Consider the following 25,964-nt stretch of genomic DNA (forward strand, 5'->3'; position numbering starts at 1 on the left):
ACGCGCGGCAACAGGCGACAACGACCCGTCGTGGCACTAGCGTCGCGGTGACGGCGCGCGCTCGGGCGTCGTGACGAGAGGACATCGCGTGACCCGTCGGACGCTCGCTGCCGCCAGCACCCTCGCCCTGCTCGCCTCGGGCCTCGCCGCCGGGCTCGGCGCGAGCCTCCCGACGGCCACGGCCGCGCCCCCCGGCGCCGCCCCGCAGGTGCAGGGCGGTGGGCTGGGGCTGGGGCTGCAGGCCGTGGTCGACGACGGCGAGGGCTCGACGACCCAGCGTGGCCGCCGGGCGCTGCTGGACCCGACGAGGCTGGCCGTGCGCGACGACGCCGGCCGGGTGCGGGTGACCGCGACGCCGCGGGCCGGTGTCGGTGCAGCGGCGTACGAGCGCCAGGCGCGCGCCGCCGGGCTCCGCGTCACCGCGTCCGAGCCCGACCTCGGCTCCCTCGAGGGCTTCGCCTCCCCCGACACCGTGCGCGAGCTCGCGGCGGCGCCGGAGACCGGGACGGTCGTCCTGTCGCCGCGACCGGTGACGCAGGCGGGGTCGGTCACGAGCAACGGCGTGCCCCTGCAGCGCGTCGACCGGGTCCTGCGACGTGGGGTCGACGGTCGCGGCCAGACCATCGGCGTGCTGTCGGACTCCTACGACACCGCTGCGACCGACGGGACCGGCGAGCCGCTGACGATCCGAGCCGCCGACGACGTCCGCTCCGGCGACCTGCCCGGGCGCGGCAACCCCCGCAACCGCCAGCCCGTGGTCGTGCTGGAGGACTACGACGAGCCCGCGACCGCCAGCGACGAGGGCCGCGGGATGCTGCAGATCACCCACGACGTCGCTCCGGCTGCGCGGCTGTGCTTCGCCACGGCGTTCAACGGCTTCCTGGGCTTCGCCGACAACGTGCGACGGCTCGCCGACCCCCGCGGGGGCTGCGGGGCCGACGTGGTCGTCGACGACGTGACGTACTTCGAGGAGCCCTTCTACTCCGACTCCCCCCTCAGCGACGCCATCGACGACGTGGCGGCCGACGGGGTGCACTACTTCTCCTCGGCCGGCAACAGCGGGGCCGACCAGGCCTGGGAGGGTGGGCTGCGCCTCGTGCAGCCCCGCGCCGCCACGGCCTCGGGCCTCGACTTGTCCGACGTGCCGCCCGAGCTGTACGCCGGCGGTCTGGCCGACCTCGACCAGGGCGCCGCGACCGACGTCTCGCAGGGCATCGCGGTCGGCGACGACGGCAGCCTGACCCTCAAGTGGGACGACCCCGACGACCGTGACGGCGCCGAGGTCTCCGAGCCCTGGTTCACCGCCTCCGGCGACGTCACCACCTCCGCCCCGGTCGACCTCGACGTCGACGTGCCCGCCTCCCGCGTCGGGCAGCAGACGCTGTTCACCGTCGACGGCGTGCCCTCGGGCTCCACCGACGTCGTGATCACGCTGACCACCCCGAGCGGTGAGGTCATCGGCCCCGTCGACACCGCCACCTCGCCCGAGGTCATCGGCCTGACCATCGCCGAGGCCGGTCGCTACCGGCTCCGGGTGGAGGCGTTCGACGCCAGCAGCGGCGGCCCGTTCACGGCGGAGGCGTCGCAGGTGGTCGAGCCGTCACTGGTCGGCACCGACCTCAACCTGATGTTCTTCGACGCCGACGGCGCCTTCCTCGGAGCCGTCGACGACGACAACACCCTGACCGGCCGCCCGCTCGAGCTCGGCGCCGTCGCCGCGAGCGGCGACCTCCAGGTCGCGGTGGGCCGATCCACCACGGGCCGCCCCACCGCGGGTCGGATCCAGCTGCAGCTGCTCGGCGACGGCGTGCTGACCGAGCACGTCGACCCGCTCGCGCCCTCGAGCTCGCCGCACTCCTACGCCCGCGGCGCCAGCGGCGTGGGGGCCTACAACGCCTTCCGGTCGCTCCTGCCCGAGAGCTTCACCTCGGCGGGCGGCGAGATCCCGGTGCGCTTCGACTCCTCCGGCCGACCGCTCCGCCGCACCGAGCTGCGTCGTACCCCGGCGATCTCCGGGGCCGACGGCGGCAACACCACCTTCTTCGTCGCCGACAGCGTCCGCGACGACGACACCCTGCCCAACTTCTTCGGCACCAGTGCGGCAGCGCCTCACGTCGCGGCGATCGCCGCCCTGGTGCAGCAGTCGAGGGGCCCGCTGCGGCCCGACCGCATGCGCGCCCGGCTGCAGCGCACCGCGTTCGAGCACGACCTCGACCCTGCGGCCAGCGGTGGCCGGGAGGACGGCCTGAGCCTCGAGGCCGCCGGCGGCGAGGGCGACGAGAACGCCGTCGCACCACCGGTCTCGATGGTCGACGACCGGTTCTTCCGCCTCTCCTACGACGGTCGGGTGCCGCTGCGCTCGGTCACCCTCCTGGGCGAGACCGCCTCGCCCACGGCGTACGGCGACCCCGACGGCAGGTCCGGCTCCTCCCGCTCGGCCGGCATCGTCTTCGACCCCCGGCCGACCAGCCTCGGCGAGCCCGGTGACTGGGGAGATGCGGGCTTCCCCTTCACCGTCGGGGCGACCAGCGGCGGCCTGCGCGCCGACCGCGTGTCGGCGTCGTACTCCCGCAGCGCCGGCGACGGGCAGTTCCGCCGTATGACGCTGAGCTTCGACGCGGGCGGGCTGCGCGACGGCCAGGCCCTGGCCTTCGGCATCGACCGTGACCTGGCCGTCTCGGAGACCTTCACCGCCGACGCCGGGAACAGCGCCGACGAGCTGGGCGGCGCGGTCGACCTGCCCTCCGGTGCCAGGCTGCGCGACGGCCTGGTCTTCGAGGCAGTGCGAGTCGACGGCCGCCGGTTCACCGGGGTCGTGCGCAACGAGCTCGGCAACGGGTTCACCGCGCTCGACGGGTTCGGTCTGGTCGACGCCGAGGCGGCGGTCGGGGGGCGCTGACCGACGCGACCGCGACGGCCGGCGTGACCCGCAGCACGCGCGCCCGAGGCCGCTGACGCCGGCCGGGGGCGGCAGGGCACTGTGGAGCCATGACCCACCAGAGCATCCAGGTCCGCCTCGCCCAGCGCCCCGTCGGCAACCCCGGCGACGACACCTACGACATCGGTCCGGTCGACCTGCCGGCGCTCGAGGACGGCCAGGTGCTGCTGCGCGTGGTCTACCTGTCGCTCGACCCCTACATGCGCGGACGCATGAGCGACGCCCCGTCGTACGCCGCCCCGGTCGCGGTCGGCGAGGTGATGGAGGGCGGCACCGTCGTCGTGGTCGAGGAGTCGCGCCACCCCGACTGGGCCGTCGGCGACGTGGCCCTGAGCTACTCGGGCTGGCAGACGCATGCGGTGTCCGACGGCACCGGCCTGCGGCGGCTCGACCCGTCGACCGCGCCGATCTCGACGGCGCTCGGCGTCATGGGCATGCCGGGCTTCACCGCCTACGCCGGCCTGCTCGAGATCGGCAAGCCGCAGGCCGGCGAGACCGTGGTGGTCGCCGCGGCCACCGGCCCGGTCGGCTCGGCCGTCGGGCAGATCGCGCAGGCCAGGGGCGCCCGCTCGGTCGGCATCGCGGGCGGGCCGGAGAAGAAGCGCGCGCTGACCGAGGAGTTCGGCTTCGACGTCGCCCTCGACCACCGCTCCCCCGACTTCGCCGACGAGCTCGCCGCCGCCGTGCCCGACGGCATCGACGTCTACTTCGAGAACGTCGGCGGCGACGTGGCCCGCGAGGTCTTCAAGCACGTCAACCTCCACGCCCGCGTCCCCGTCTGCGGCCTGGTCGCCACCTACAACGCCACCGAGGCGCCGCAGGGGCCCGACCGGCTCCCGGGCTTCATGGGCCTGGTGCTGCGCAAGAGCCTGCAGGTCCGCGGCTTCATCCAGAACGAGTTCACCGCCACCCACGGGCGCGACTTCGTGCGCGAGATGTCGGGCTGGATCGCCGACGGCACCGTGCGCTACCGCGAGGACGTCGTCGAGGGGCTGGAGTCGGCTCCCGAGGCCTTCCGCGGCCTGCTGACCGGCAAGAACTTCGGCAAGCTGCTCGTGCGGGTCAGCGAGGACCCGACGCTGTCGTGACGGCGACCCCCTCCGGACCGGTCACCGTCTCGATCGTCCGCACCGTCGAGCCCGACCACGCCGAGCAGATGGTGGCGTGGGTCGAGGCCGGGGCGTCGCTGGCCGAGCGCTTCGACGGCTTCCTCGGGGTCGGCTGGGTGCGTCCCGCGCCCGACTCCGAGGAGTGGCACATGCTCTACCGCTTCGCCGACGAGGCGTCGCTGGCGACGTGGGAGTCGTCGCCGCAGCGGCGGTGGTGGCTCGCGTCGGCCCAGGGCCTCGTCGGGGAGCGCACGCTGGAGCGGCGCACGGGCATCGAGGGATGGTTCGACGAGCCCGCCTCGCGCGACGTGCAGGACCTGCGGCCGAACCAACCGCCGGCGCCGCCGCGGTGGAAGCAGGCCTGCGTCATCTGGCTGACGTTCTTCCCGCTGAGCACGCTGCTGGGCGTGGTCTACACGCTGCTCGTGGGCGGAGACCTCGGCTGGGGCCTGGTGGTGCGCACCTTCGCGACCACGCTCGCGGCGACGCCGATCATGGTCTACGGCCTGCTGCCGTGGATGACCAAGCGGTTCGAGTGGTGGCTGCGTCGTTGACGGAGCGCGGGTGACGGGTACGGACCTGTCATGCCGAAGGCCTGGAGCAAGAAGCGCGAGCGTCAGTTCGAGCACGTCAAGGAGAGCCTCGAGGACCAGGGCCGTGACGAGGACACCGCCGAGGAGATCGCGGCGCGCACCGTGAACAAGGAGCGCGCGCGGGCCGGCGAGTCCGAGCAGGCCAGCAAGACGTCGACCGACGACATCTCCTCGGGTCGCCGCGGCGGCCTGCGGTCGGGCAAGGGCGCCGGCGGCCGCACCAAGGCGCAGCTCTACGAGGAGGCCAGGAAGAAGAACGTCGAGGGTCGCTCGACGATGAGCAAGGCCGAGCTCGAGAAGGCCGTCGGGCGCTAGTTCTGCCCTAGTTCTGGTCGGCGGCGTCGGAGCCGCGGCGCCAGCGGATGCCGGCCTCGAGGAAGCCGTCGATCTCGCCGTCGAAGACCGACTGCGGGTTGCCGACCTCGTGCTCGGTGCGCAGGTCCTTGACCATCTGGTACGGGTTGAGCACGTAGCTGCGCATCTGGTCGCCCCAGCTGGCCTGGACGTCGCCGCGCAGCGAGTCGAGGTGGGCGCGCTCCTCGGCCTTCTTCATCGCCAGGATCTTGGCCTTGAGGATGACCATCGCGCTCGCCTTGTTCTGCAGCTGGCTCTTCTCGTTCTGGCACGACACGACCGTGCCGGAGGGGATGTGCGTCAGCCGGACCGCCGAGTCGGTCGTGTTGACGCTCTGGCCGCCCGGGCCGCTGGAGCGGTAGACGTCGACGCGGATGTCCTCGTCGGGGATCTCGATCTCGTCGGTCTGCTCGAGCACCGGCACCACCTCGACGGCCGCGAAGCTGGTCTGGCGGCGGCCCTGGTTGTCGAACGGGCTGATGCGCACCAGGCGGTGCGTGCCGGCCTCGACCGACAGCGTGCCGTAGGCGTACGGCGCGTGGATGGCGAAGGTGGCCGACTTCAGGCCGGCCTCCTCGGCGTAGGAGGTGTCGAAGACCTCCACGGAGTACTTCTGCCGCTCCGCCCAGCGGGTGTACATCCGCATCAGCATCTCGGCGAAGTCGGCGGCGTCGACCCCGCCGGCGCCCGCGCGGATCGTCACGAGGGCCTCGCGGGCGTCGTACTCGCCCGAGAGCAGGGTGCGCACCTCGAGCTGCTCGATCGAGCCGTGCAGCTTGGCGAGCTCGGACTCGGCCTCGGCGAGGGAGTCGGCGTCGCCCTCCTCCTGGCCGAGCTCGACGAGCACCTCGAGGTCGTCGATGCGCGCGAGCAGGCCGTCGTAGCGGTCGACGGTGCCCTGCAGCGAGCTCAGCTGCCCGGTGACGCGCTGTGCGTTGGCCTGGTCGTCCCACAGGTCGGGGGCCGCGACCTGCTCGCCGAGGTCGTCGATGTCGGCGCGCATCTGGTCGACGTCGAGCACCGCTCCGATGGTCGCCATGGTCGCCCGGAGCTGCTTGATCGCTGCGTCGAAGTCTGTTGCCGCCACGACGGGCAAGGCTACGGGACGCCTCCGCGCCCCCTCGGCGCGCGTCAGGTGGCCTAGGCCAGTCGTCAGACCAGCGAGGTGATCACCGCGGACGGCAGACAGCGCTCCACGACGGCCCAGCCCCGCCCCGCCGGGCCGTCGAGCCACTCGACCGTGACGACCCGGCCCTCCCACCCGCGGTCGGTGCGGATCCACTCCACCAGCAGGCCCGGCAGACCCTCGACCAGGCAATGTCGGGCCGGCGAGGCCCCGACGGCGGGTCGCGGCGACGGCGTCGACGGGCGTCGCGCGACGCGCTCCGCAAGCGTGCCGTGCTCGCCCTCGCCGTACCCGCCTGCCACGTCGCCCATGGTCGCACACGCTTCGAACACGTGTGCGAACGGCGCAAGAAGTTGCCATTCGCCACCAAGAACGGCACAGGACGGGTGATGCTGCCCCCGTGTCCGAGGTGATCAGGAGAGGAGGCCAGATGTCGACGTCACCCGTGCCGGCCCCCGAGGTGCTGCGCGCACGCGGCGAGCTGGACGGGCCCGCCGACGTGCGGGTCTCCGCCGTGCTCGAGGTGCTCGCCGGCGCCTCCGTCGTGGAGGTCGCGCGTCGCAGCTCCGTCGAGCCCGCCTTGGTGCACCGCTGGGTGCGGCTGTTCACCGACGCCGGTGCGGCGCGGCTGGCGAACCAGCCCGAGCCGACCCTGGCCCGCCAGCGCGACCGCTTCCTGGCGGCGTTCGCGCACGAGCTGCGGACCCCGCTCGCGGTCGCGCAGGGCTGGTCGTCGGTGCTCGCCGACGGCGACCTGCCGCCCGACCTCGCCGTCGCCACCGCCGCCAAGCTGTGCGCCGCGCTCGACACGGTCGTCGAGCGGACCCGCGAGGTCGAGTTCCTCGCTGCCGCCTCGCTCGGCCGGCTGCGCGTCACGCGCCGCCCCGTCGCCGCGCGCACCCTCGCCCCCGACGACGCCGGACCGACCGCCGGCGACCCCTCCGTCGTCGCGCACACCGACCCCGACCTGGCGGGCCGCATCGTGCGCGACCTGTGGCACGCCGCCCTGCTCGCCCCCACCCCGCAGCGACGCCACGTCGAGCTCCGCGAGGCCCACCCCTGGGTCGAAGTCCGCATCGTCCGCGAGGGCGAGCCGATCGACTCCCGCGTCCTGCAGGCGCTCTTCGACCCGTTCGACCTCAACGACGACGACACCGGCGTCACCACCGGGCTCTACCTCGCCCGCGCCCTCAGCGTCGCCCTCGGGGGCGCGATCGGCCTCGAGCAGGACGCCGCCCGCGCGGTGTTCTGGCTCCGCATCCCCCGCGCCCACCTCTGACCCCGCCACACTCTCCTGACCGGAGGAGCCGATGACCTTCACCCTCGTCTGCGGAGACGTCATGCCCGGCTGCACCGCGACCTTCGACAACGCCGACAGGGGCGCGCTGCTCGCCGACGTCGCCTCCCACGCGGCCGCTGACCACGGCGTCACCGAGCTCACCCCGGACGTCCTCGCGGTGGTCGACCGCAGCGTCGTCGAGGTGGGCTGAGCGCCCGGTCCGCCTCAGCCGTCGACCACCACGATCGACGCGGCGTCGCCGGTGACGCGCACGTCCTCGGCGACACCGGGCACGCGGAGCGGCAGCCGCAGGGGCGCGGAGAGCCGGACGACGACGGTGTCGTCGGTGGTGCGGACGTCCCAGTCGAGCCCCGGGTAGCGGCGGGCTGCCCCGCTCCCGGCGAGGTAGGCGGCGACGTACGACCGGGCCGCCCGCGGGTCGATCTCGGCGGTGCGTCCTAGCCCCTGCGTGTAGACCTGCTCACCCTGCAACCCGTCGGTCGCCGCCAGCGCGGCCGCGTCGGCCGTGGCGTTGAGCGACTGCCGTCGTAGGTAGGCCGCCGACGCGTCGACGACCACGGCGACCAGCACCGCCACCACCAGCACGAAGCCGATGACCAGCGGCGTGATCGAGCCGGTCTCGTCGCGGCGGCTCCTCACCGCGCCTCCCGGAAGGTGCCGTACGGCGCCTCGTGCTCGGCGCTGACCGAGATCGCCGGGGCCTGGCTGCCGAAGACGACCGGCAGCAGCGGCAGCTCCACCCGGGAGCCGACCTCGGCCCGCACGACCGACCCCGGCGTCAGGCACGCCCGCGGGGTCGGACGGCAGCTGAGGCGCAGCGCCGGTGCGTCGTCGATGCCCTGGTCGGCGTAGGCGAGCCGGGCGGCGACCTCGGCGCGGGCCTGCCCCGACGCCTGGTCGGGGGCGGTCACGAACGCCCGGCCCGCCGACCGCGCGGCGGCCGAGGCGGCGTACGCCTCGCGCTGGGCCTCGAAGACCGTCAGCACGACGTACAGCAGCGGCACCAGCAGCAGGATCGCCAGCCACACCAGCTCGATCAGTGCGGTGCCCGACTCGTCGCGGCGGCGCGTCACGGGCCCACCGGCAGGTCGGGCTCGGCCACGGCGTGGCCCTCGACGTCGAGGCGCACGGGTGGTCCCCACAGCCCGAGAGGCGGCACGTCGGCCGAGACGCGCACGACCACGGCGGGCGTGCCGCCGACACGCGTGCGGCTCGCCGAGACGTCGCGGGCGAAGCGGCCCGCGATGGCCTGGTCGACCTGCGCCCGGGTCCGGGCGGCGCCTGCGGAGGGGGTGCGGTCGACGGCGGCGCCGTAGCGGGCGCCCTCGGTCGCCGCGGCGACCAGGGTGTTGCGGACGTGCAGCACCAGCGCGACCTGCATCAGGCCGAGCACGAGCGGCACGAGGACCAGGCTGACGAGGACGAAGTCGACGACGGCGGCCCCGTCCTCGGCTCGGTCCTCGGGCCGCTCAGCCCGAGACCGAGGCCAGGGCCGCACGGAGCATCGCGCCGAGCTGGTTGCCGGCGATGGCCCAGATGCCGGCCACGAGGCCGGCGGTCATGACGGTGATGAGCACCCAGCCGGGCACGTCGCCGTGCTCGTCGCGCGGGATGGTCAGCCGGCGGCCGAGCCGGCTCGCGAGGGTGGGCAGTCGCATGGTTCCTCCTAAGGGTGGGGTGGGAGTCAGGGGACGACCAGTCGGAGTCCGACCAGTCCGGGCCAGAAGGCGAAGACGACGACCACCGGCAGCACGAGGAACACCACCGGCACCATCATCAGCACCTCTCGACGGGCGCCGGTCTCGATGAGGGCTCGCCGCGAGGCCTCGCGCACGTCTCCGGCCTGGGCGTGCAGCACGTCGGTCAGCGGGGTGCCGCGCTCGACGGCGACGGCGATGCCCTCGGCGAAGCGGGACACCACGGCGAGGCCGGAGCGAGCCGCCATGTCGTCGAAGGCACGGGTCAGCGGGGTGCCGGTGCGCACGTGGGCGAGCACGCGCGACAGCTCGGCCGACAGCTCGCCGTTGGTGCGCCGGCACACCCGGTCGAGCGCCGCCACCGGGCCCTCCCCCGCGGCGACGGCGAGCGACAGCAGCTCGGCGACGGTCGGGAACTCCTGCAGGATGGCGCGCTCGCGGGTGGCGACCTGCGACGACAGCCTGTTCTCCCGCAGCAGCACGCCGAGCACGAAGGCGATGGCGCACACGACCAGGAGCGGCACGGTGCGCTCCGGCGAGGTCAGCGCCACCAGCCCCGACGGCACCGCGGCGGCAGCAAAGGCACCGAGGCCCCAGAGCACCTGCTCGACGCGGAACTGCCCGACGTCGGGCTCGAGACCGGCCCGCTGCAACCGCCGGCGCACCGACGCGCTGCCCCCGAGCACGCGCTCGACGGCCCGACCGGCCGCGGCCAGCGGCGGGCCGAAGACGCCGGCGAAGGCGCCGCCGGTGGCGACCGGCGCGGGCAGGCCCTCCGGGCGCGGCAGGTCGCGGAGGTAGGGCAGCACCCGCACCTCGATCGGCGTACGACGCGCGTCGAGCACCGCGAGCACGACGAGCCACAGGCCGACGCCCGCGGTGAGCCCGATGACCGCGCCGAGGAAGGTGCTCATGCGAGGATCCGCCGCTCGGTCGGGAGCCGGCCGATGCGCACCATCACGCGGTAGGCGACAGCGCACAGCGTCGCGCCGCCGACCAGGATCGCGACGCCGGTCGGGCTCGCGTAGCGCTGGATCACCTCGGGCTGGAAGCACAGCATCAGCAGCACCAGCCACGGCGCAGCGACCGCGAGCCGGGCACCGTTGACGGTCCACGACTGCCGCGACTGCAGCTCGGCGCGCGTGCGGGCGTCGTCACGGAGGTAGCCCGAGAGCGTCCGCAGCAGGCGCCCGAGGTCGCCGCCACCCACCTCGCGGGCGACGCGCAGGCTCTCGACCACACGGTCGCCGACGGGGTCGGCCAGCCGCTCCTTGAGCCGGTCGAGGGCGTCGGCGAAGCGGCCACCCGCCTGGTAGTCGAGCGCAAAGCCGGTGAACGCCGGGCGCAGCGGCTCGGGCCCGCGGTCGGCGAGGCCCGCCAGCGCCTCGGGCAGCGACAGGCCCGCCCGCACGGCGGACGCCAGGTTGTCGACCGCCTCGGGCCACACCTCGGCCAGCTCGCGCAGGCGGCGCTCGGCGCGACCCCGCACCAGCGCGACCGGCAGGTAGGCGCCCATCACCCCGAAGACCAGCGCCACCGGCGCCGTGCGCGAGGCGACCAGCACGATCGTCGCGGCGCCGAGCCCGGTGACCCCGCAGACCACGAGGAAGCCGGCCACCGTGACCTCGGGCAGCCCGGCGCTGGCGAGCAACGGCTTCAGTCGCGGCGTGCGCCGCTGGCTCGGCGCGGCCTGCGGCGGCCAGGTCGACGACCACACCAGCAGCAGCCCGACCCCGAGGACGAGCCCGATCAGCGCGCCCATCAGGCGACCCCCGTCCCGCCGAGAAGCCGCTGCACGTCGATGCCGGCCCGGGCGTAGCCGTCCAACCGGGTCGGCAGGGCGCCCGTCGCCTGCAGCTCGGTGCCGCGCCGCACGAAGATCGGCTCGGTCTCGACGACGCCGCCCTCGACGCGGCCGGGCACCGACACGACCTCGTTGACCCGTCGGGCGCCGTCGGTGTCGATGCCGAGGTGCACCACCAGGTCGACCGAGCCGGCGACGGTCGGCACCACGAACTGCGAGGAGATGTTCTCGCCCGCCAGCAGCGGCAGCGTGCAGAGCTTGAGCAGCGCCTCGCGGGCGCTGTTGGCGTGCAGGGTCGCCATGCCGGGGTGGCCCGAGTTGAGGGCGAGCAGCAGGTCGAGGCTCTCGGGGCCGCGGACCTCGCCGACGATCATGCGGGTCGGGCGCATCCGCAGCGACTCGCGGACCAGGTCGCGCAGCGTCACCTCGCCGGTGCCCTCGAGCCCGGCCTGCCGGGTCTGCAGCTGCACGTGGTCGGGGTGCACGAAGTTGAGCTCGGCGACCTCCTCGCACGACACCACCCGCTCGCCACCCGGCACCGCCGCGGCGAGACAGTTGAGCATCGTGGTCTTGCCCGCCTGCGTCGACCCGGCCACCAGCACGTTGAGGCCGGCCAGCACCGAGGCCTCGAGGAAGCGCGCCGCCTGCTCGGTCAGCGACCCCAGCGCGACCAGGTCGGTCAGCCGTGCCGCCCGCAGCACGAACTTGCGGATGTTGACCGCCGCGAACCCCCGGCTGATGCCCTCCAGCACCACGTGGAGCCGGTGGCCCTGCGGCAGCATCGCGTCGACGAACGGCTGGCTCAGGTCGATGCGGCGGCCGCTCGACTTGAGCATGCGCTCGACGAGCTCCTGCAGCTCGGCGCTGCTCAGCACGACCGTCGTCAGCTCGTGGCGACCCCGCCTCGCCACGAAGACCCGGCTGGGCTCGTTGACCCAGACCTCCTCGACCTCCGGGTCGTCGAGAAGCCGTTGCAGCGCGCCGAATCCAGAAACCCGGGCCACCAGCTCGGTGACCATCGCGGTCGGGTCGGGCACGGGGACGACCACGCCCGACAGGCTGCGCTGGTCGTGCTCGGCGACCAGCTGCTCGGCGAGGCGGCGCACCCGGCCCGTCTCGCGCTGCGGGTCGACGCCCTCGCGTCGTACGGCGGCCCGCAGCGCGGCGTCGAGCGTGGCGACGAGCCCGTCGCCACGCTCGTGCGGGCGCTGACCTGCGGTGGAGGGCCTGGCGCCCCCCGAGACGTCCACCGACATGGCGGCAGGTCTACCCCGGGTCGCGCGCCACCGAAACCACACCGGCTCGACCTGTGGACAACCCTGTGCACAACGTGTCTCACGTGGTCAACGTCGCCACATCCGCCCCACGTGTCCGTGGTCGCTGGCGGACACCCGCCAGTGCCGCCGGTGGACGAAGCGTCGGCCCGGCGGGCTCAGGGGTCGAAGAGGTCGCCCAGGTCGGCCACGCGGTCGAGCACCTCGTGCAGGTCGAGGTGCTCGAGGGCCAGCGGGTCGTCGGCGCCGGCCTCGACCTCCTCCCAGGTGCGCGGTGCGGCGACCATCGGCCGCTCACGCCCACGCAGCGAGTACGGCGCGATGGTCGTCTTGCTGCCGGTGTTCTGCGACCAGTCGAGGAACACCCGCCCGCCGCGGCGCGCCTTGGTCATCTGTGACACGACCAGCGAGCGGTGCGACGCCTCGAGCTCCTCGGCGACCTGCTTGGCGTGGTCGCGCACCTCGTCGGCCGTACGCCGCCCGTCGAGGCCGGCGTACAGGTGCAGGCCCTTCGACCCGCTCGTCACCGGCACGCAGTCGAGCCCGTCCGCGGCCAGCCGCTCACGCACCAGGAGCGCGACCTGGGCGCACTCCCCCAGCCCGGCGGGGTCGCCGGGGTCGAGGTCGATGACGAGCCGGTCGGGGTTGCGGGGCCGGCCGGTCCTGGTGACCGTCCACTGGTGCACGTGCAGCTCGAGCGCGGCCAGGTTGACCAGCCACGTCAGCGTCGCGAGGTCGTCGACGACCGGGAAGTGCAGCTCGCCCTCCTCCTTCGACGCCGTGCGCGAGCCCGTCGTCGGCACCGCGACCGTGCGCACCCACGAGGGCGTCCCGGAGGGCGCGTTCTTCTCGAAGAAGGACGCGTCGCCGGTGCCGTGCGGCCACCGGATCCGCGTGACCGCGCGGTCGGCGAGGTGGGGCAGCATCACCGGCGCGACCTGCGCGTAGTAGTGCAGCACCTCGCCCTTGGTGGTGCCCGTCGCCGGATACATCACCTTCTCGAGGTTGACGAGCGTCAGCACCCGTCCGTCGACCTCGACGCGGGTCTCGGTGCGCTCCGGCTTGTCCTTCGACCGCGCCATCAGAGGTCCTCCGCCGTGAGGTCGCGCCGGATCCCGCGGTACGCCGGCTGCCGGAGCCGACCCTCGCCCGTCAGCGTCAGGTACTGCACGTCGACCACCAGCACCGGCTCCACCCACTCCGTCCCCACCCGGTCCACCCGCGGCACCTCGCTCGCGAACGGCGCCTCGCCGCTGCGCAGCGGCTCCAGCTCCTGCGCCAGCAGCACGCCCGCCTTGCCGGCCACCCCACTACCCACGCGGCCGCGGTAGCGCAGCCCGTCGGGTCCGGGCTCGCCCACCAGCAGCGCACCGATGCGGTGCTCCGATCCTGTCTCCCACCGGAAGCCCCCGACGACGTACGACGCGGTCGGACGGATCGGGAACTTCAGCCAGTCGCGGCTGCGCCGCCCCGGCCGGTACGGCGACGACAGCCGCTTGCTGACCACGCCCTCGAGCCCCTGCTGCTCGGCCGCCGCCAGCAGCGAGGCGCCGTCGTCGTACTGCGGCGGCACCTGCCACGCCACGTCGGCGAGCCCGAGGCCCTCCAGACGCGTACGCCGCTCGACGAGCGGGGCGGCGAGCAGGTCCTCCCCGCCGACCCGGAGCACGTCGAACACGAGCAGCGTCACCGGGTTGCGCACCGAGAGCTGCTGCGCCCGACGTGCGTCGCGCACGTGCATCCGGTCGGCCAGCGCACCGAACGACGGCACCCCCTCGCCCAGCGCCACCACCTCGCCGTCGACGACGGTGTCGTCGGGCAGCACCTCGGCCAGCGGATGCAGCTCGGGGAAGCTGACCGTCACGTCGTTCTCGTTGCGAGAGAAGATCCGCAGCCGCCCGCCGACGCGCTCGACGAGCACCCGCATCCCGTCCCACTTCACCTCGTGCGCCCAGCCGTCGCCGGTCGGCACGTGGTCTCCGCGGGTCGCGAGCATCGGCTGCACGAGGTCGATCCTGGCGTACATCGGCGTCCGACGGGCATCCTGAGCACATGCCTCGTGCGATCTGGAAGGGCGCCGTCTCGTTCGGCCTGGTCAGCGTGCCCGTGAAGCTGTACGCCGCCACCGAGAGCAAGGACGTCACCTTCCGGCAGGTGCACGCCAAGGACGGCGGCCGGATCCGCTACCAACGTCTGTGCAGCCTCGACGGCGAGGAGGTCGAGTACGCCGACATCGCCAAGGGCTACCAGACCGAGGACGGCGAGATGGTCATCCTCACCGACGAGGACATGGCCGACCTGCCCAGCAAGAGCAGCCGCGAGATCAGCGTCGAGAAGTTCGTGCCGGTCGACCAGGTCGACCCGATGCTGCTCGAGAAGTCCTACTACCTCGAGCCCGAGAAGTCCGGCGCCAAGCCGTACGCCCTGCTGCGCGAGGCGCTGGTCGACGCCGACCGGATGGCCCTGGTGACGGTGTCGCTGCGCAACCGGATGTCGCTGGCCGTGCTCCGCGTGCGCGACGACGTCATCGTGATGCAGACGATGATGTGGCCCGACGAGATCCGCTCCCCCGACTTCGCCTCCGTCGACACCGACGAGGCCAAGCCGCAGGAGAAGAAGATGGCCCAGATGCTCGTCGAGACGCTCGCGGGCGACTTCGACGCAGACGAGTACGAGGACGACTACCGCGAGGCGCTCGAGGCGCTGGTCAAGGCCAAGATCGAGGGCGGCGAGGTCGAGCGCACGCCCGAGTCGACCAAGACCGGTGGTGAGGTCGTCGACCTGCTCGCTGCGCTGCAGCGCAGCGTCGACGCGGCTCGCAGCGCCCGGGGCGAGAGCAAGGACGACGGCGAGGACGACTCGGCGGCCGGCACGGCGTCGAGGGCGACGAAGAAGGCCTCCGCCAGGAAGTCGCCCGCCAAGAAGACCGCGTCGAAGACCGCACAGAAGACTGCTGCCAAGAAGACCGCGACCAAGAAGTCGACCACCAAGAAGACCCCGTCGAAGAAGGCCGCCGCCAAGAAGGCGTCCTAGCGCGACACCGAGCCGCAGAAACCCGCACCTTTTGTCCGGTTGATGCGCGTAACCTTCCCGTGGGCCCCACCGTTGAGGCGGGTGGGACGGGGCCGATCGACGGCCCCGTGGGAGACAGAAGGACCTACGCCATGCACCACCGCACCCGTCGCGCCGCCGCCGGACTCGCCGTCGCCGCCACCACCGTCCTCGTCGCCGCGCCGCTCGCCGGTGCTGCCACCGTCGTGTCGCGCGCCGACGCCTCCGCCGCGATCGTCGGCGTCGCCGGCCAGGGCGGTCAGGGCACCGGACCTGTCGAGGCCACCTTCGACGGCGAGAACGAGAGCGTCTCGGGCAACACCACGCCGGCGTCCATCCCCGGTGGCGGCTTCGTCAACGTCGGCGTGCTGACCCAGCAGGCCACCGCCGGCAACGGCTTCTCGGCCGCGTGCGCCGGCGTCGCAGGTAGCGGGGGCGGCGTCATCCAGATCGGCGACGGCTCGTGCCTGCGACCGGGCAACAGCATCGCCGGCAGCCTGGGCGACCTCAGGGTCGGCGACATCACCGGCGGCATCGACCAGCTGCCCGCCGAGCTGAAGGCGGTGCTCGACCAGCTCACCACTCCGATCGACGGTGCGATCGGGACCGTCACGGGTGGGATCGAGCAGGCCGCCGGCGAGCTCGGCCTCACCCTGCGGCTCGACGCAGTGGAGGGGCGCTGCACCGTGCAGGACGGGTCGCCGTCCGGATCGGCCAGCATCGCCAATGCGCGGCTGGTCGCGAGCGGCGGTCGCCAGGACCTCGTGCTGGCCGAGCTCCCGGCCAACCCGGGTCCGGACACCGAGGTCCTGACCAACCTCAGCTCCGTCGTCGACGTGCTGCTCGAAGGCGTCGAGAGCGATCTCAACGACTCCCTCACCGGCGCCCTCGACCCCGCCGGCGAGCTGCTCATCCAGCCGATCCGCCAGCAGCTGGTCGCTGCCATCCGCGACAACATCGAGGACCAGCTCGCCCCCCTCGAGGACAACCTCCTCCGCATCACGCTCAACGAGCAGAGCAACCCCACCGCCGACTCGATCCGGGTCACCGCGCTCCACGCCGAGGTGCTGCCTGCTGCCGAGCAGTTCGTCGACGCGGCCCTGCTCGACGTCAAGATCGGCGACGTCGGCTGCGGGCCGGCCGGGGTGGTCTCGGCCGAGGAGCCGCCGGCGCCGGCGCCGGAGCAGCCGGATGCCGGACCGCGCATCCCGACCGCCGTCTCCGCCGGCGAGGCCGGCGACGACGACGGCGTCGGCGTGGCCGGGTACGCCGCTCTGGCCGTCGGTGCCGCCGCGGCGGGTGCCGCCGGGTGGGGCTCGCTGCGTCGCCGCAGCGCGCTCCGCGGCTGAGCCGAGGAGGCGTCGTGCTCGACCGTGTCCTCGGGGGCCTGGCCCTCGTCGCCCTGTTCCTGGCCGGGTTCGGCCTGGCCATGCCCTCCGGTGAGGCCGGTGAAGGCCCCCAGGCCCGGTTCCAGCGGCTGTCGGCGCCGTCGACCCCGGTCGAGCTGCGGGTGCCCTCCGCCGGGCTGCGGGCGGCCGTCGTACCGGTCGGGCTCCCGGCCGACGGCGTGCTCGACCCGCCCTCCGACCCCGACCTCGTCGGGTGGTGGAAGGGCAGCCGCCGTCCCGGCGCGGCGACCGGCCAGACCGTGCTGACGGGCCACACCGTGCGCACGGGCGGTGGCGCCATGGACCGCCTCGGCGACGCGAAGCGCGGCGCCCGGGCCGTCGTCGTGACCGACGAGGGCCGGGTCGTCTACCGGATCACGAAGGTCGAGGTGCTGAGCGAGGCCGAGCTGGCCGAGCAGGCGGTCGAGCTCTTCTCGCAGGACCGCGGCGACAACCGGCTCGTGCTCATCACCTGCACCGGGTGGAACGGCACGGAGTTCGAGGAGAACGTCGTCGTCCACGCCGACCAGCTCGGCGTGCGCACCGAGCCGCGGGAGAAGTCGGCGGCCTAGGTGCGCGTGCGCCCCACGGGGGCCGGCCCCGGCTGGCAGGTCGGGCACCACCAGGTCCGGCGCTGCTCCGGGTCGCCCGCGACCTCGTCGACCATGTGGATCGGCCCGCCGCACCGCAGGCAGGGCCGGCGCTGCCGACCGGCGACCCAGTGGGTCTCGCCGCGGGCGGTGTTGCCGGTCGTCACCTGGTAGGCGCCGTCGGTGTGGGCCGAGCGCCACAACGCGTCGGCGCCGCGTTCGACGAGCCGCTCGACGTCGACCTCGCCGACCGGCGTCCACGGGCTGGTGCCCATGAGGAACGCCAGCTCGTTGACCCACAGGTTGCCCCACCCGGCGACCAGCCGCTGGTCGAGCATCGCGGCGACCAGGGGGCGCTCGGGGTCGCTGCGCAGGCGGCGTACCGCCTCCTCGGGGTCCCAGTCGGCTCGCAGCGGGTCGGGGCCGAGGTGCCCGACGACGCGGTGCTCCTCGTAGGTGCGCACCAGCTCGAGGCGGTGCACCTTGAGTCCGTAGGCCGAGTGGCCGCTGTCGACCTGCAGCAGCACCCGCACCTGCTGCATGAAGCGGCCCGGCAGTCGCTTGCCCGGCCCGGTCGTCTTCCAGGAGCCGTCCATCAGCAGGTGGCTGTGCAGCGTCACGTCGCCGGAGAAGCGGGTGAGCAGGTGCTTGCCGTGGGTGTCGTGCTCGAGCAGCGTGCGCCCGGTCAGGTCGCGCGTCGCCAGCCTTGGCACCCGGAAGTCGGAGCGGGTGACCGTGCCGCCCCTGAGCACCCGGTCGAGCTTGCGCGCGACCAGCCAGACGCTGTCACCCTCGGGCACGGGCGGCCCTGGAGTCGGTGGTGCGGCCGTCGATGGTGGCCATGACGAGGTCCATCACGCGGGGCGCGACCTGGTCGGCGATCTCGCCGGCGCGACCGACGAGCGTGTTGACCGCGACGGGGCGGTCCTCCAGCGCCCGGACCACCATCGCCGCGGCCTGCTGCGGCGTACGGGCCGGCGCGTCGCGGTAGGCCTCGGTCGCGGTGATCATGTCGGTGCGCACGAGGTCGAGCCGCACGTTGGTGAAGGTGACGCCGTCGCGCCACGCCTCACGACCGGCGATGCGCGCGAACGTGTCGAGCGCCGTCTTGGAGGCGATGTAGGCGGCGAACTTAAGCGCCTTCAGCTGCACCCCCCACGTGACCACGTTGACGACGTGCCCGTGACGCCGCTGGCGCATCCCCGGCAGCAGCCCCAGCGTGAGCCGCACCGGGCCGTGGAAGTTGACCGCCATGGTCCGCTCGAAGTCGTGGGCCCGGTCGTAGGACAGCTCCAGCGAGCGCCGGATCGAGCGCCCGGCGTTGTTGACGAGGTAGTCGACCCGCCCGTGGTCGCGCTCGACCTGCTCCACCAGCGCGTCGACGGCGTCGGCGTCGGTCAGGTCGCAGGGGTACGCCGCCGCGCGCCCGCCCTCGGCGGTGACGGCGGCCACCACCCGGTCGAGCTCGGCCTGCCGTCGCGCCACGCACAGCACGGTCGCGCCCCTCCGGGCGACCTCGAGCGCGGTGGCCTCCCCCACGCCGGAGGAGGCCCCGGTGACGAGCACGACCTGGCCGCGCAGCGGGCTGGGCAGCGGACGACCCACGGCGCGCGCGAGCGGGGCGACGACGTGGCGCCGCACGAGGGCGGCGGGCGTCAGGAGCAACGAGGTCACAGCGCCGGCATCTCCCACGGGCGCGCCCGCTCGAGCTGGGCGGCGAGCGACAGCAGCGTCGTCTCGTCGTGACGGCGCCCGACGAGCTGCACCGAGTGGGGCAGGCCGTCGTCGCCGAGTCCGGCGGGCACGGCGGCGGCCGGGTGGCCGGTGACGTTCCACAGCGCGCAGAAGTCGATCATCGGCAGCGAGGTCAGCGCCATGCGCACCGTGCCCCCGCGTACGACGCCCACCTCCGGCGGGCGCTGCGCCAGGGTCGGCGTCAGCAGCACGTCGACCGCGCCGGCGCCGTCGAAGAACCGGGTGTCGACCCGGTCGGCGAGCCGCTCCCCCGCCCGGATCGCCCGCTCGACGACGGCGTCGCTCGCCCACCGACCGAGGGCGTAGGTCTGCCGGGTGCGGCGCTCGAGCCGCTCGGGGTGCTCCACCGCGTCGGCCTCGGCGCCCATGCCGGCGAAGAACTGAGGCACGAACGGCACCGTCGGGTCGGGCAGCCGCGCGTCGCTCTCGCGCACGTCGTGTCCGAGGTCGGCCAGCAGCTGGGCGGTCTCGTGCACCGCCGCGACGTTGCTCGCGTCGGCGGTCACCAGCGGGCTCGACCCCCGCGTCAGCACCCCCACCCGCAGCCGCCCGGGCGCGGTCGCCGCGGCGGTCGCGAAGTCGGTGACCGGCTCCTCGGCCCGCCACCGGTCGCCCGGCAGCGTGCCCCGCAGCACGTCGTTGACCATCGCGGAGTCGGCCACCGTGCGGGTCAGCGGGCCGACGACCCCCAGCGACCACCACAGGTGCGGCATCGGCGCCGTGCTCGCGCGACCCCGCTGAGGCTTGAGCCCGAACAGCCCGCAGCACGCCGACGGGATCCGGATCGACCCACCGCCGTCACCGCCGATCGCCACCGGCACCATGCCCGCGGCGACCGCCACGGCCGTGCCCCCGCTCGAGCCGCCCGGCGTGCGGGAGGGGTCCCACGGGTTGCGGGTGGTGCCGCCCGCCTCGGACTCGGTGAACGGCCACTGGCCGAACTCCGGCATCCGCGTCTTGCCGACCACCACGGCGCCCGCCTCGCGCAGCCGTCGCACGACCTCGGAGTCGGCCGCCGCCGGCGTCGAGTTGCCACGGCCGCCGAAGGTGGTCACGCACCCCGCGACGTCGAGCTCCTCCTTGACCGCCACCGGCAGCCCGTGGAGCGGTCCCTGCGGCACCTCGCGGGCCTCGGCCCGCGCCTCGTCGGCCCTCACGACGCTGAAGGCGTTCAGCGCGGGGTCGCGCTCGGCGATCCGGGCCAGCGCGGCCTCGACGAGCTCGCCGGGCGACACCTCCCCCGCCCGGGTGCGCCGGACGAGCTCGGTCGCGGCGAGGTCCATCAGAGCCGGGTCGACGTCCACGTCCGCGAGCGTAGCCACGCCCTCCGACGACGTCGGCGGGGCCGCCCTCAGCTGTCGAAGCCGAGCCCGAGGGCCGCGGTGGCCCTGAGCCAGAGGTTCTCCTTGCCGGTCTCGTCGGCACGGGCGAGCGAGCGGCGGGTGGCCTCGATGCCGAGGTAGCGGACCGGCTCGGGCGGGAAGGGGACGGGCTTGCGGCGCACCATCTCGAGCTCGGTGCGCTCCGAGGACTCCCCCGACAGCAGGTCGAGCAGCACGTCGGCGGCGAAGCGGGTGGCGCCGACGCCCAGGCCGGTGAAGCCGGCGGCGTACCCGACCCGGCCCGCGAGGGCGGTGCCGTAGAACGCGGCGAAGCGGGTGCAGGTGTCGATCATGCCGCCCCAGGTGTGCGAGAACCGGACGTCCTCGAGCTGGGGGAACGCCTCGTGGAAGAGCCGCGCGAGCGTCGCGTGGGTGGCGGCGCGCTGCTCGTGCTCGGGGCCGGCTCCGCTGCCGTAGTGGTACACCGCGTCGTGGCCACCCCACAGGATCCGGCCGTCGCGGGTGGTGCGGGCGTAGACGAACTCGTTGCTGGCGTCCGACCAGCCCTCGCGGCCGCGCCACCACCGCACGGCGTCCTGCTGCTCGGGCGTCAGCGGCTCGGTCATCAGCACGTAGTCCCACACCGGCACCGTCATCAGCCGCAGCCGGCGCAGCAGCGAGGGGTAGGCGTTGGTGGCGAGCACGACGTGGCGCGCGGCGACGGGCCCCGCGTCGGTGGCCACGGCCACCCCCGCGCCGGAGCGGGCGACCCCGGTGACGCGGGTGCCCTCGACGATGCGGACGCCCGACTCCAGGCAGGCCCGGCGCAGGCCCCACGCCAGCCGGGCGGGCTCGACGAGCGCGCCGCCGCGGGCGTCGCGCAGCGCGGCGAGGGCGGTGGGCGAGTCGACCCGCTCGCGCACCGCGTCGGCCTCGAGCCAGGTGACGTGCTCGCCCTCCGCCAGCATGTCGGCGTACGTCGCCCGCAGCCACGGCAGCTGGTGGGGCCGGTTGGCCACGGCCAGCGTGCCGGAGCGCACGAAGTCGCAGTCGATGTCGTGGCGGCGGATCGTCTCCTCGATGCCGTCGAGGTTGTCCTGGCCGAGCCGCTGCAGCAGCGGCAGCTCCTCGGGCCAGCGCGCCAGGCCGTTGCCGAAGCCGTGGGTCAGGCTGGCCTCGCAGAAGCCGCCGTTGCGGCCGCTCGCGGCGTGGCCGCAGGTCTCGCCCTCGACCACGAGCACGTCGCGGCCGGGGTCGCGCTCGACGGCCCGCAGCGCCGTCCAGAGCCCCAGGTAGCCACCGCCGACGACCACGAGGTCGGCGGCGGCGGGCCCGTCGAGCGGCGGCAGGGGGTCGGGTCGGTCGGGGTCGTCGAGCCAGTAGACGGCCGGACGCGCGCCGGCGAGGGCCTTGGCGACGCGGTCGTCGAGCGCCGAGGAGCGAGGGCGGCTCATCGTGCGAGCGCCTTCTCCTGCCGCCGCCGGTTGAGCTCGACGCCGAGCACGATCGCGACCGAGACCACGAACATGACCGTGCCGACGACGTTGACCTGCATCGGCACGCCGCGCTGCGCGACGCCCCAGACGTACATCGGGAAGGTGGTCGTGTTGCCGGCGTTGAGGTTGGTGACGATGAAGTCGTCGAAGGACAGCGAGAAGGCGAGCAGGGCCGCGCCGAGGATGCCCGGGAAGACGAGCGGGAAGGTGATCCGCAGGAAGGTCTGCCACTCGTTGGCGTAGAGGTCCATCGCCGCCTGCTCGAGGTTGCCGTCGAGCCCCGCGAGCCGGGCGCGCACGGTGATCACCACGAACGACAGGCAGAACATGATGTGGGCGATGAGGATCGTCCAGAACCCCAGCTGGCCGGCGAAGCCGGCGGCGACGAACAGGGCCAGGAGCGACGAGCCGAGCACGATCTCGGGCGAGGCCATCGGCAGGAAGATCGCGAGGTTGGCCACCGACCGCCCGTGGAATCGGTGGCGCACCAGCGCGAAGGCCATCATCGTGCCCAGCACCGTCGAGACCAGCGTCGCGAGCAGCCCGATCTGGACGCTGCGGCTGACGGCCTCGCACATGCTCGCGTCGGCGCAGGGGTCGAGCCAGTTGCCCAGCGTGAACTCGTCGAAGCGGTAGACCTGCCGGCTGGCCGGCTTGTTGAAGCTCATCAGCACGACCACGAAGATCGGCACGAACATGTAGACGAGCACGAGGATGCCGCCCACCATCACCAGGTGGGAGCCGACCCAGCGGCCGAGGCGTTGCAGCGGTCCGTTCACAGCAGGTCCTCCGTCGACGACCGGCGCACGTAGACCAGCACCATCGCCAGGATCAGCAGCATCAGCACCATCGACAGCGCGCCCGCGATCGGAAAGTTGTTGGCGTCGGTGAACAGCGACTGGATCACCGAGCCGATGACGCGGGTCTGGGTGTTCCCGAGCAGCTGGGCGTTGATGTAGTCGCCGACGGCCGGGATGAAGCACAGCAGCGTGCCGCTGACCACGCCGGGCAGCGACAGCGGCCAGGTCACCTTGAAGAAGCTCGTGACCGGGTTGGCGTAGAGGTCCTTCGACGCCTCGACCAGCCGGACGTCGATCTTGTCGAGGCTGGCGTACAGCGGCAGCACCATGAACGGCAGGAAGTTGTAGGTCAGCCCGGCAACCACCGCGAAGGGCGTCGCGAGCAGCCGGCCGTCGTCGCCGAGCACCTGCAGCGCCTGCAGCGTGGTGACGATGAAGCCCTCGTCCTCGAGCAGCAGCTTCCACGACAGCGTGCGCACCAGGAAGCTGGTGAAGAACGGCGCGATGACCAGCACGAGCATGAGGTTCTTCCAGCGGCCCGCCTTGAAGGCGATGGCGTAGGCGAGCAGGTAGCCCAGCACCAGGCAGACGGCGGTCGCGATGCCGCCGTACACCAGCGAGCGCACCAGCGGCCGCCAGTAGGCGCTGATCGCGTCGACGTAGTTGCCGAACGCCCACGCCATGTCGTAGCCGGCGAAGATCGAGCCGTCCTGGTCGTAGAGGCTCGTCGCGATCAGCGAGTAGAACGGCACCACGAAGAACAGCGCGAGCCACAGCGAGCCCGGCAGCAGCAGCCAGTACGCCGTGAGCCGCCCGCGGGGGCGGGGCGCGCGACGCTGCTCGGGCTCGGGCGGGGTCTGCGTGACCGGCGGGTCGGCGACCGCCGTCATCAGTCGGCGTCCTCGTCGCGACCGGCGGCACGGTCCTGGCTGTGGTCGAGCAGGAAGGCGTACTCGGGACGCCACGACACGTCGACGCGCTCGCCGACACGGAACAGCCGACGTCGGCCGGTGTTCTGCTCGAAGACCATCAGCTCCTGGCCCCACGGCATCCGCACGAGGTACTGGGTGCTGACCCCGACGAACGAGACGTCGCTGACGACGCCGCCGGGGATGCTGTTGCCGGGCGCGTCGATGACCTCGCCCTCCTCGGCGACCAGCACCTTCTCGGGGCGGATGCCGACCCAGCCGCGCTGGCCGGAGGCGCCGTCGACGTGGGCGCGGGCACCCGGGATGGTCACGGTGGTGCCCTGCATGTCGACCTTGACGTCGTCGCCGTCGCGACCCACGACCGTGCCCTCGACCAGGTTGGACTGGCCGAGGAAGTTGGCGACGAAGGTGGTGCGGGGGTTCTCGTAGAGCTCGGCGGGCGCACCCATCTGCTCGATGCGCCCGGCGTTCATCACCGCGATGGTGTCGGCCATGGTCATGGCCTCCTCCTGGTCGTGGGTGACGTGGACGAAGGTCAGCCCGACCTCCTCCTGGATGCGCTTGATTTCGATCTGCATCGAGCGGCGCAGCTTGAGGTCGAGCGCGCCGAGCGGCTCGTCGAGCAGCAGCACCTCGGGGCGGTTGATGATGGCCCGCGCGAGCGCGACCCGCTGCTGCTGGCCGCCGGAGAGCTGGGCCGGCTTCTTGCGGGCCTGCGAGGTGAGCTCGACGAGCTCGAGCATGGCCTCGACCTCGCGCTGGACGTCCTTGCGGCGCCGGCGGCGCAGGCCGAAGGCGACGTTCTCGAAGATGTCGAGGTGGGGGAACAGCGCGTAGTTCTGGAAGACGGTGTTGACCGGGCGCCGGTAGGGCTTCTCCCAGGTGATGTCGCGCTCCCCCAGTCGGATGCTGCCCGACGTCGGCACCTCCAGCCCGGCGACCATGCGCAGCGTCGTGGTCTTGCCGCAGCCCGACGGCCCGAGGAGCGCGAAGAACGAGCCCGTGGGGATGTCGAGGTCGAGGGAGTGCACGGCCGTGAAGCCGGCGAACTCCTTGCGCAGGTCGCGGATGCGCAGCCCCGTCGCGCTCGCGTCACCAGCCCGGGTCGCCCCGGTCGCGGCGTGGGCGTCGGGGACCTCAGCCACTCGTGACATCGGACCAGTCTCCTTCGTACTGCTGGTTCTGGGTCTCGTTGAGGGCCATGAAGTCGAAGGTCTCGGCCAGGCTCTCCTCGGAGGGGAAGATCAGCTGGTTGTCGACGAGGGAGGGATCGATCTTCTCCATCTCCTCGCGCGCGCCCTCGACCGGACAGATGTAGTTGACCCACGCCGCGAGCTTCGCGGCGTTGACCGGGTCGTAGTAGTAGTCGATCCAGGCCTCGGCGTTCTCGCGGTGCGTCGCCTTGTTGGGCACGAGCATGTTGTCGCTCCAGAGGTTGAGCCCCTCCTCCGGCACGACGAAGCGGATGTCGGGGTTCTCGAACTGCGCCTGGATCACGTCGCCCGACCACGCCTCGCAGGCGACGATGTTGCCGGCGGTGAGGTCCTGGATGTACTCGTTGCCGGTGAACGCACGCACCTGGCCGGCGCTGATGCGCCCGCGCAGGTAGTCGATCCCGTCGTACCACTCGTCCTCGGTGAAGTCCTCGGGGTCGGCCCCGTTCACCTTGAGGACGAAGGCCATCGTGTCGCGCATCTCGGAGAGCAGCGTGATCTTGCCGCGCAGCTCCTGACGCTCGAGGAGGTCGGCGAAGCTGCCGACCTCGCCGGTCAGCCCGGCGTTGTAGGCGATGCCCGTCAGGCCGGTCTGCCACGGCGCCGAGTAGGTGCGGTCGGGGTCCCACGCCTTGTCGCGCAGCGCGGGCAGCAGGTTGTCGTGCAGGTTGGCGACCTTGTCCCGCGCCAGCGGCTGCGTCCAGCCGAGCCCGATCATGCGGGCGGCCATCCAGTCGGTCAGCACCATGATGTCGCGGTCGATGGGCTCGCAGGCCCCGAGCTGGTTGCGGACCTTGGCGAAGAACTCGGCGTTGTCGTTGACGTCGTCGGTGTAGTCGACGCTGATGCCGGTGTCGGCCTCGAAGGCCCTCAGCGTGCTGCCGCGCTGGCGCGGCGGGTCGATGTAGGCCGGCCAGTTGGAGACCACGAGGCGCCTGTCGCGCGCCGAGACGTCGGGCGCCCGGCAGGACGCGGGGTCCTGGGAGGCGCCGTCGGTGCCGAAGAGCGGGAGCAGCGCCGCGCTGCCGAGCGCGAAGGCGCTGAGCCCGGCTCCCTTGAGGAAGGTGCGGCGCGAGGCGCCGGTCTGCCGTGGGGCCACCTTGTGCTCCTCCTCCTGCCGCCGTCCCCCGGCCCGCATGCTCACACGACGTACGACGTCGTGACAAGGGATTCCGTCGCCGCGAAACACGATCGCCACGGAACCGTCATCACGTAGGCCATCAG

28 protein-coding genes are annotated in these 25,964 nt (G+C 73.4%); 9 read left to right on the plus strand and 19 right to left on the minus strand.

Features of this window, described 5'->3' with window-relative positions:
* The first annotated feature begins 88 nt into the window (after window positions 1-88).
* The 4 genes from ACYU8I_RS08205 to ACYU8I_RS08220 all read left to right on the plus strand — a co-directional run bounded on the left by ACYU8I_RS08205 (window position 89) and on the right by ACYU8I_RS08220 (window position 4,955).
* On the plus strand, window positions 89-2,899 hold the full coding sequence (locus ACYU8I_RS08205; RefSeq protein WP_460839392.1) for a S8 family serine peptidase: 2,811 nt from the start codon (window positions 89-91) through the stop codon (window positions 2,897-2,899).
* 89 nt (window positions 2,900-2,988) lie between these two features.
* The gene (locus tag ACYU8I_RS08210) at window positions 2,989-4,026 is read left to right on the plus strand and encodes an NADP-dependent oxidoreductase (protein WP_460839394.1); all 1,038 of its coding nucleotides are present in this window, start codon (window positions 2,989-2,991) and stop codon (window positions 4,024-4,026) included.
* Complete coding sequence (locus ACYU8I_RS08215; protein WP_460839396.1) at window positions 4,023-4,601, plus strand: antibiotic biosynthesis monooxygenase; 579 nt, start codon at window positions 4,023-4,025, stop codon at window positions 4,599-4,601. The genes ACYU8I_RS08210 and ACYU8I_RS08215 overlap by 4 nt, the downstream gene beginning before the upstream one ends.
* A gap of 30 nt (window positions 4,602-4,631) precedes the next feature.
* The gene (locus ACYU8I_RS08220) at window positions 4,632-4,955 is read left to right on the plus strand and encodes a plasmid stabilization protein (protein WP_460839398.1); all 324 of its coding nucleotides are present in this window, start codon (window positions 4,632-4,634) and stop codon (window positions 4,953-4,955) included.
* Between the two features lie 7 nt (window positions 4,956-4,962).
* On the opposite strand, the gene prfB is transcribed toward ACYU8I_RS08220, so the two are convergent.
* Together prfB and ACYU8I_RS08230 are read right to left on the minus strand one after the other, a co-directional pair.
* Window positions 4,963-6,081 (minus strand): peptide chain release factor 2, encoded by a 1,119-nt coding sequence (prfB, locus tag ACYU8I_RS08225; protein WP_460839400.1) that lies wholly within the window; start codon window positions 6,079-6,081, stop codon window positions 4,963-4,965.
* Window positions 6,082-6,146: 65 nt separating this feature from the next.
* Window positions 6,147-6,422, minus strand: coding sequence for a hypothetical protein (locus tag ACYU8I_RS08230; protein ID WP_460839403.1), 276 nt, complete (start codon window positions 6,420-6,422; stop codon window positions 6,147-6,149).
* A 128-nt stretch (window positions 6,423-6,550) separates the two neighbouring features.
* Between ACYU8I_RS08230 and ACYU8I_RS08235 the strand changes: the two genes are divergently transcribed.
* Both ACYU8I_RS08235 and ACYU8I_RS08240 read left to right on the plus strand, forming a co-directional pair.
* Window positions 6,551-7,399: a histidine kinase dimerization/phospho-acceptor domain-containing protein gene (locus ACYU8I_RS08235; protein WP_460839405.1), complete on the plus strand. Its 849-nt coding sequence runs from the start codon at window positions 6,551-6,553 to the stop codon at window positions 7,397-7,399.
* A gap of 31 nt (window positions 7,400-7,430) precedes the next feature.
* Window positions 7,431-7,610, plus strand: a complete 180-nt coding sequence (locus ACYU8I_RS08240) for a DUF1059 domain-containing protein (RefSeq protein ID WP_460839408.1) — start codon at window positions 7,431-7,433, stop codon at window positions 7,608-7,610.
* A 14-nt stretch (window positions 7,611-7,624) separates the two neighbouring features.
* Here the strand turns inward: ACYU8I_RS08240 and ACYU8I_RS08245 are convergent, their stop codons facing one another.
* The 9 genes from ACYU8I_RS08245 to ligD (ACYU8I_RS08285) form a co-directional block, all read right to left on the minus strand.
* Window positions 7,625-8,059: a pilus assembly protein TadG-related protein gene (locus ACYU8I_RS08245; protein ID WP_460839410.1), complete on the minus strand. Its 435-nt coding sequence runs from the start codon at window positions 8,057-8,059 to the stop codon at window positions 7,625-7,627.
* A complete protein-coding gene (locus ACYU8I_RS08250; RefSeq protein ID WP_460839412.1) occupies window positions 8,056-8,493 on the minus strand; it encodes a hypothetical protein in 438 nt (145 codons plus the stop codon). The genes ACYU8I_RS08245 and ACYU8I_RS08250 overlap by 4 nt, the downstream gene beginning before the upstream one ends.
* A complete protein-coding gene (locus ACYU8I_RS08255; RefSeq protein ID WP_460839413.1) occupies window positions 8,490-8,918 on the minus strand; it encodes a TadE/TadG family type IV pilus assembly protein in 429 nt (142 codons plus the stop codon). Before ACYU8I_RS08255 ends, ACYU8I_RS08250 begins: the two co-directional genes overlap by 4 nt.
* A complete protein-coding gene (locus tag ACYU8I_RS08260) occupies window positions 8,890-9,078 on the minus strand; it encodes a hypothetical protein (RefSeq protein WP_460839415.1) in 189 nt (62 codons plus the stop codon). Before ACYU8I_RS08260 ends, ACYU8I_RS08255 begins: the two co-directional genes overlap by 29 nt.
* Window positions 9,079-9,104: 26 nt before the next feature.
* Entirely contained in the window at window positions 9,105-10,031 is a 927-nt protein-coding gene (locus tag ACYU8I_RS08265; RefSeq protein ID WP_460839417.1) for a type II secretion system F family protein, read from the minus strand.
* Window positions 10,028-10,879 carry a type II secretion system F family protein gene (locus ACYU8I_RS08270; RefSeq protein ID WP_460839419.1) on the minus strand — a complete coding sequence of 284 codons (852 nt, stop codon included), beginning with the start codon at window positions 10,877-10,879 and terminating at the stop codon, window positions 10,028-10,030. Before ACYU8I_RS08270 ends, ACYU8I_RS08265 begins: the two co-directional genes overlap by 4 nt.
* Window positions 10,879-12,177, minus strand: a complete 1,299-nt coding sequence (locus ACYU8I_RS08275) for a CpaF family protein (RefSeq protein WP_460839421.1) — start codon at window positions 12,175-12,177, stop codon at window positions 10,879-10,881. The genes ACYU8I_RS08270 and ACYU8I_RS08275 overlap by 1 nt, the downstream gene beginning before the upstream one ends.
* Before the next feature lie 176 nt (window positions 12,178-12,353).
* Window positions 12,354-13,277, minus strand: coding sequence for a non-homologous end-joining DNA ligase (gene ligD / locus ACYU8I_RS08280; RefSeq protein WP_460839423.1), 924 nt, complete (start codon window positions 13,275-13,277; stop codon window positions 12,354-12,356).
* A complete protein-coding gene (gene ligD / locus ACYU8I_RS08285) occupies window positions 13,277-14,191 on the minus strand; it encodes a non-homologous end-joining DNA ligase (RefSeq protein WP_460839615.1) in 915 nt (304 codons plus the stop codon). Before ligD (ACYU8I_RS08285) ends, ligD (ACYU8I_RS08280) begins: the two co-directional genes overlap by 1 nt.
* 56 nt (window positions 14,192-14,247) lie before the next feature.
* Between ligD (ACYU8I_RS08285) and ku the strand changes: the two genes are divergently transcribed.
* From ku to ACYU8I_RS08300, 3 genes are all read left to right on the plus strand, one after another.
* Entirely contained in the window at window positions 14,248-15,228 is a 981-nt protein-coding gene (gene ku / locus ACYU8I_RS08290; protein ID WP_460839425.1) for a non-homologous end joining protein Ku, read from the plus strand.
* 131 nt (window positions 15,229-15,359) lie between these two features.
* Complete coding sequence (locus tag ACYU8I_RS08295) at window positions 15,360-16,595, plus strand: hypothetical protein (protein WP_460839427.1); 1,236 nt, start codon at window positions 15,360-15,362, stop codon at window positions 16,593-16,595.
* Window positions 16,596-16,609: 14 nt separating this feature from the next.
* Window positions 16,610-17,206 carry a class F sortase gene (locus tag ACYU8I_RS08300; protein ID WP_460839429.1) on the plus strand — a complete coding sequence of 199 codons (597 nt, stop codon included), beginning with the start codon at window positions 16,610-16,612 and terminating at the stop codon, window positions 17,204-17,206.
* Here the strand turns inward: ACYU8I_RS08300 and ACYU8I_RS08305 are convergent.
* Genes ACYU8I_RS08305 through ACYU8I_RS08340 form a run of 8 tightly spaced genes read right to left on the minus strand, consistent with a single transcriptional unit; the run spans window position 17,203 to window position 25,839 of the window.
* Window positions 17,203-18,024, minus strand: coding sequence for a DNA-formamidopyrimidine glycosylase family protein (locus tag ACYU8I_RS08305; RefSeq protein WP_460839431.1), 822 nt, complete (start codon window positions 18,022-18,024; stop codon window positions 17,203-17,205). The two genes, ACYU8I_RS08300 and ACYU8I_RS08305, sit on opposite strands and share 4 nt — an antisense overlap.
* Window positions 18,011-18,898: an SDR family NAD(P)-dependent oxidoreductase gene (locus tag ACYU8I_RS08310; protein WP_460839433.1), complete on the minus strand. Its 888-nt coding sequence runs from the start codon at window positions 18,896-18,898 to the stop codon at window positions 18,011-18,013. The genes ACYU8I_RS08305 and ACYU8I_RS08310 overlap by 14 nt, the downstream gene beginning before the upstream one ends.
* Window positions 18,895-20,283, minus strand: a complete 1,389-nt coding sequence (locus ACYU8I_RS08315) for an amidase (RefSeq protein ID WP_460839435.1) — start codon at window positions 20,281-20,283, stop codon at window positions 18,895-18,897. The genes ACYU8I_RS08310 and ACYU8I_RS08315 overlap by 4 nt, the downstream gene beginning before the upstream one ends.
* A 47-nt stretch (window positions 20,284-20,330) precedes the next feature.
* The gene (locus ACYU8I_RS08320; RefSeq protein WP_460839437.1) at window positions 20,331-21,755 is read right to left on the minus strand and encodes an NAD(P)/FAD-dependent oxidoreductase; all 1,425 of its coding nucleotides are present in this window, start codon (window positions 21,753-21,755) and stop codon (window positions 20,331-20,333) included.
* On the minus strand, window positions 21,752-22,576 hold the full coding sequence (locus ACYU8I_RS08325) for an ABC transporter permease (RefSeq protein ID WP_460839439.1): 825 nt from the start codon (window positions 22,574-22,576) through the stop codon (window positions 21,752-21,754). Before ACYU8I_RS08325 ends, ACYU8I_RS08320 begins: the two co-directional genes overlap by 4 nt.
* Complete coding sequence (locus tag ACYU8I_RS08330; RefSeq protein WP_460839441.1) at window positions 22,573-23,487, minus strand: ABC transporter permease; 915 nt, start codon at window positions 23,485-23,487, stop codon at window positions 22,573-22,575. Before ACYU8I_RS08330 ends, ACYU8I_RS08325 begins: the two co-directional genes overlap by 4 nt.
* Window positions 23,487-24,680 carry an ABC transporter ATP-binding protein gene (locus tag ACYU8I_RS08335; RefSeq protein ID WP_460839443.1) on the minus strand — a complete coding sequence of 398 codons (1,194 nt, stop codon included), beginning with the start codon at window positions 24,678-24,680 and terminating at the stop codon, window positions 23,487-23,489. The genes ACYU8I_RS08330 and ACYU8I_RS08335 overlap by 1 nt, the downstream gene beginning before the upstream one ends.
* On the minus strand, window positions 24,664-25,839 hold the full coding sequence (locus ACYU8I_RS08340; protein WP_460839445.1) for a polyamine ABC transporter substrate-binding protein: 1,176 nt from the start codon (window positions 25,837-25,839) through the stop codon (window positions 24,664-24,666). Before ACYU8I_RS08340 ends, ACYU8I_RS08335 begins: the two co-directional genes overlap by 17 nt.
* Between the last annotated feature and the right edge of the window lie 125 nt (window positions 25,840-25,964).

It is taken from the genome of Nocardioides marmoraquaticus (assembly GCF_054777915.1).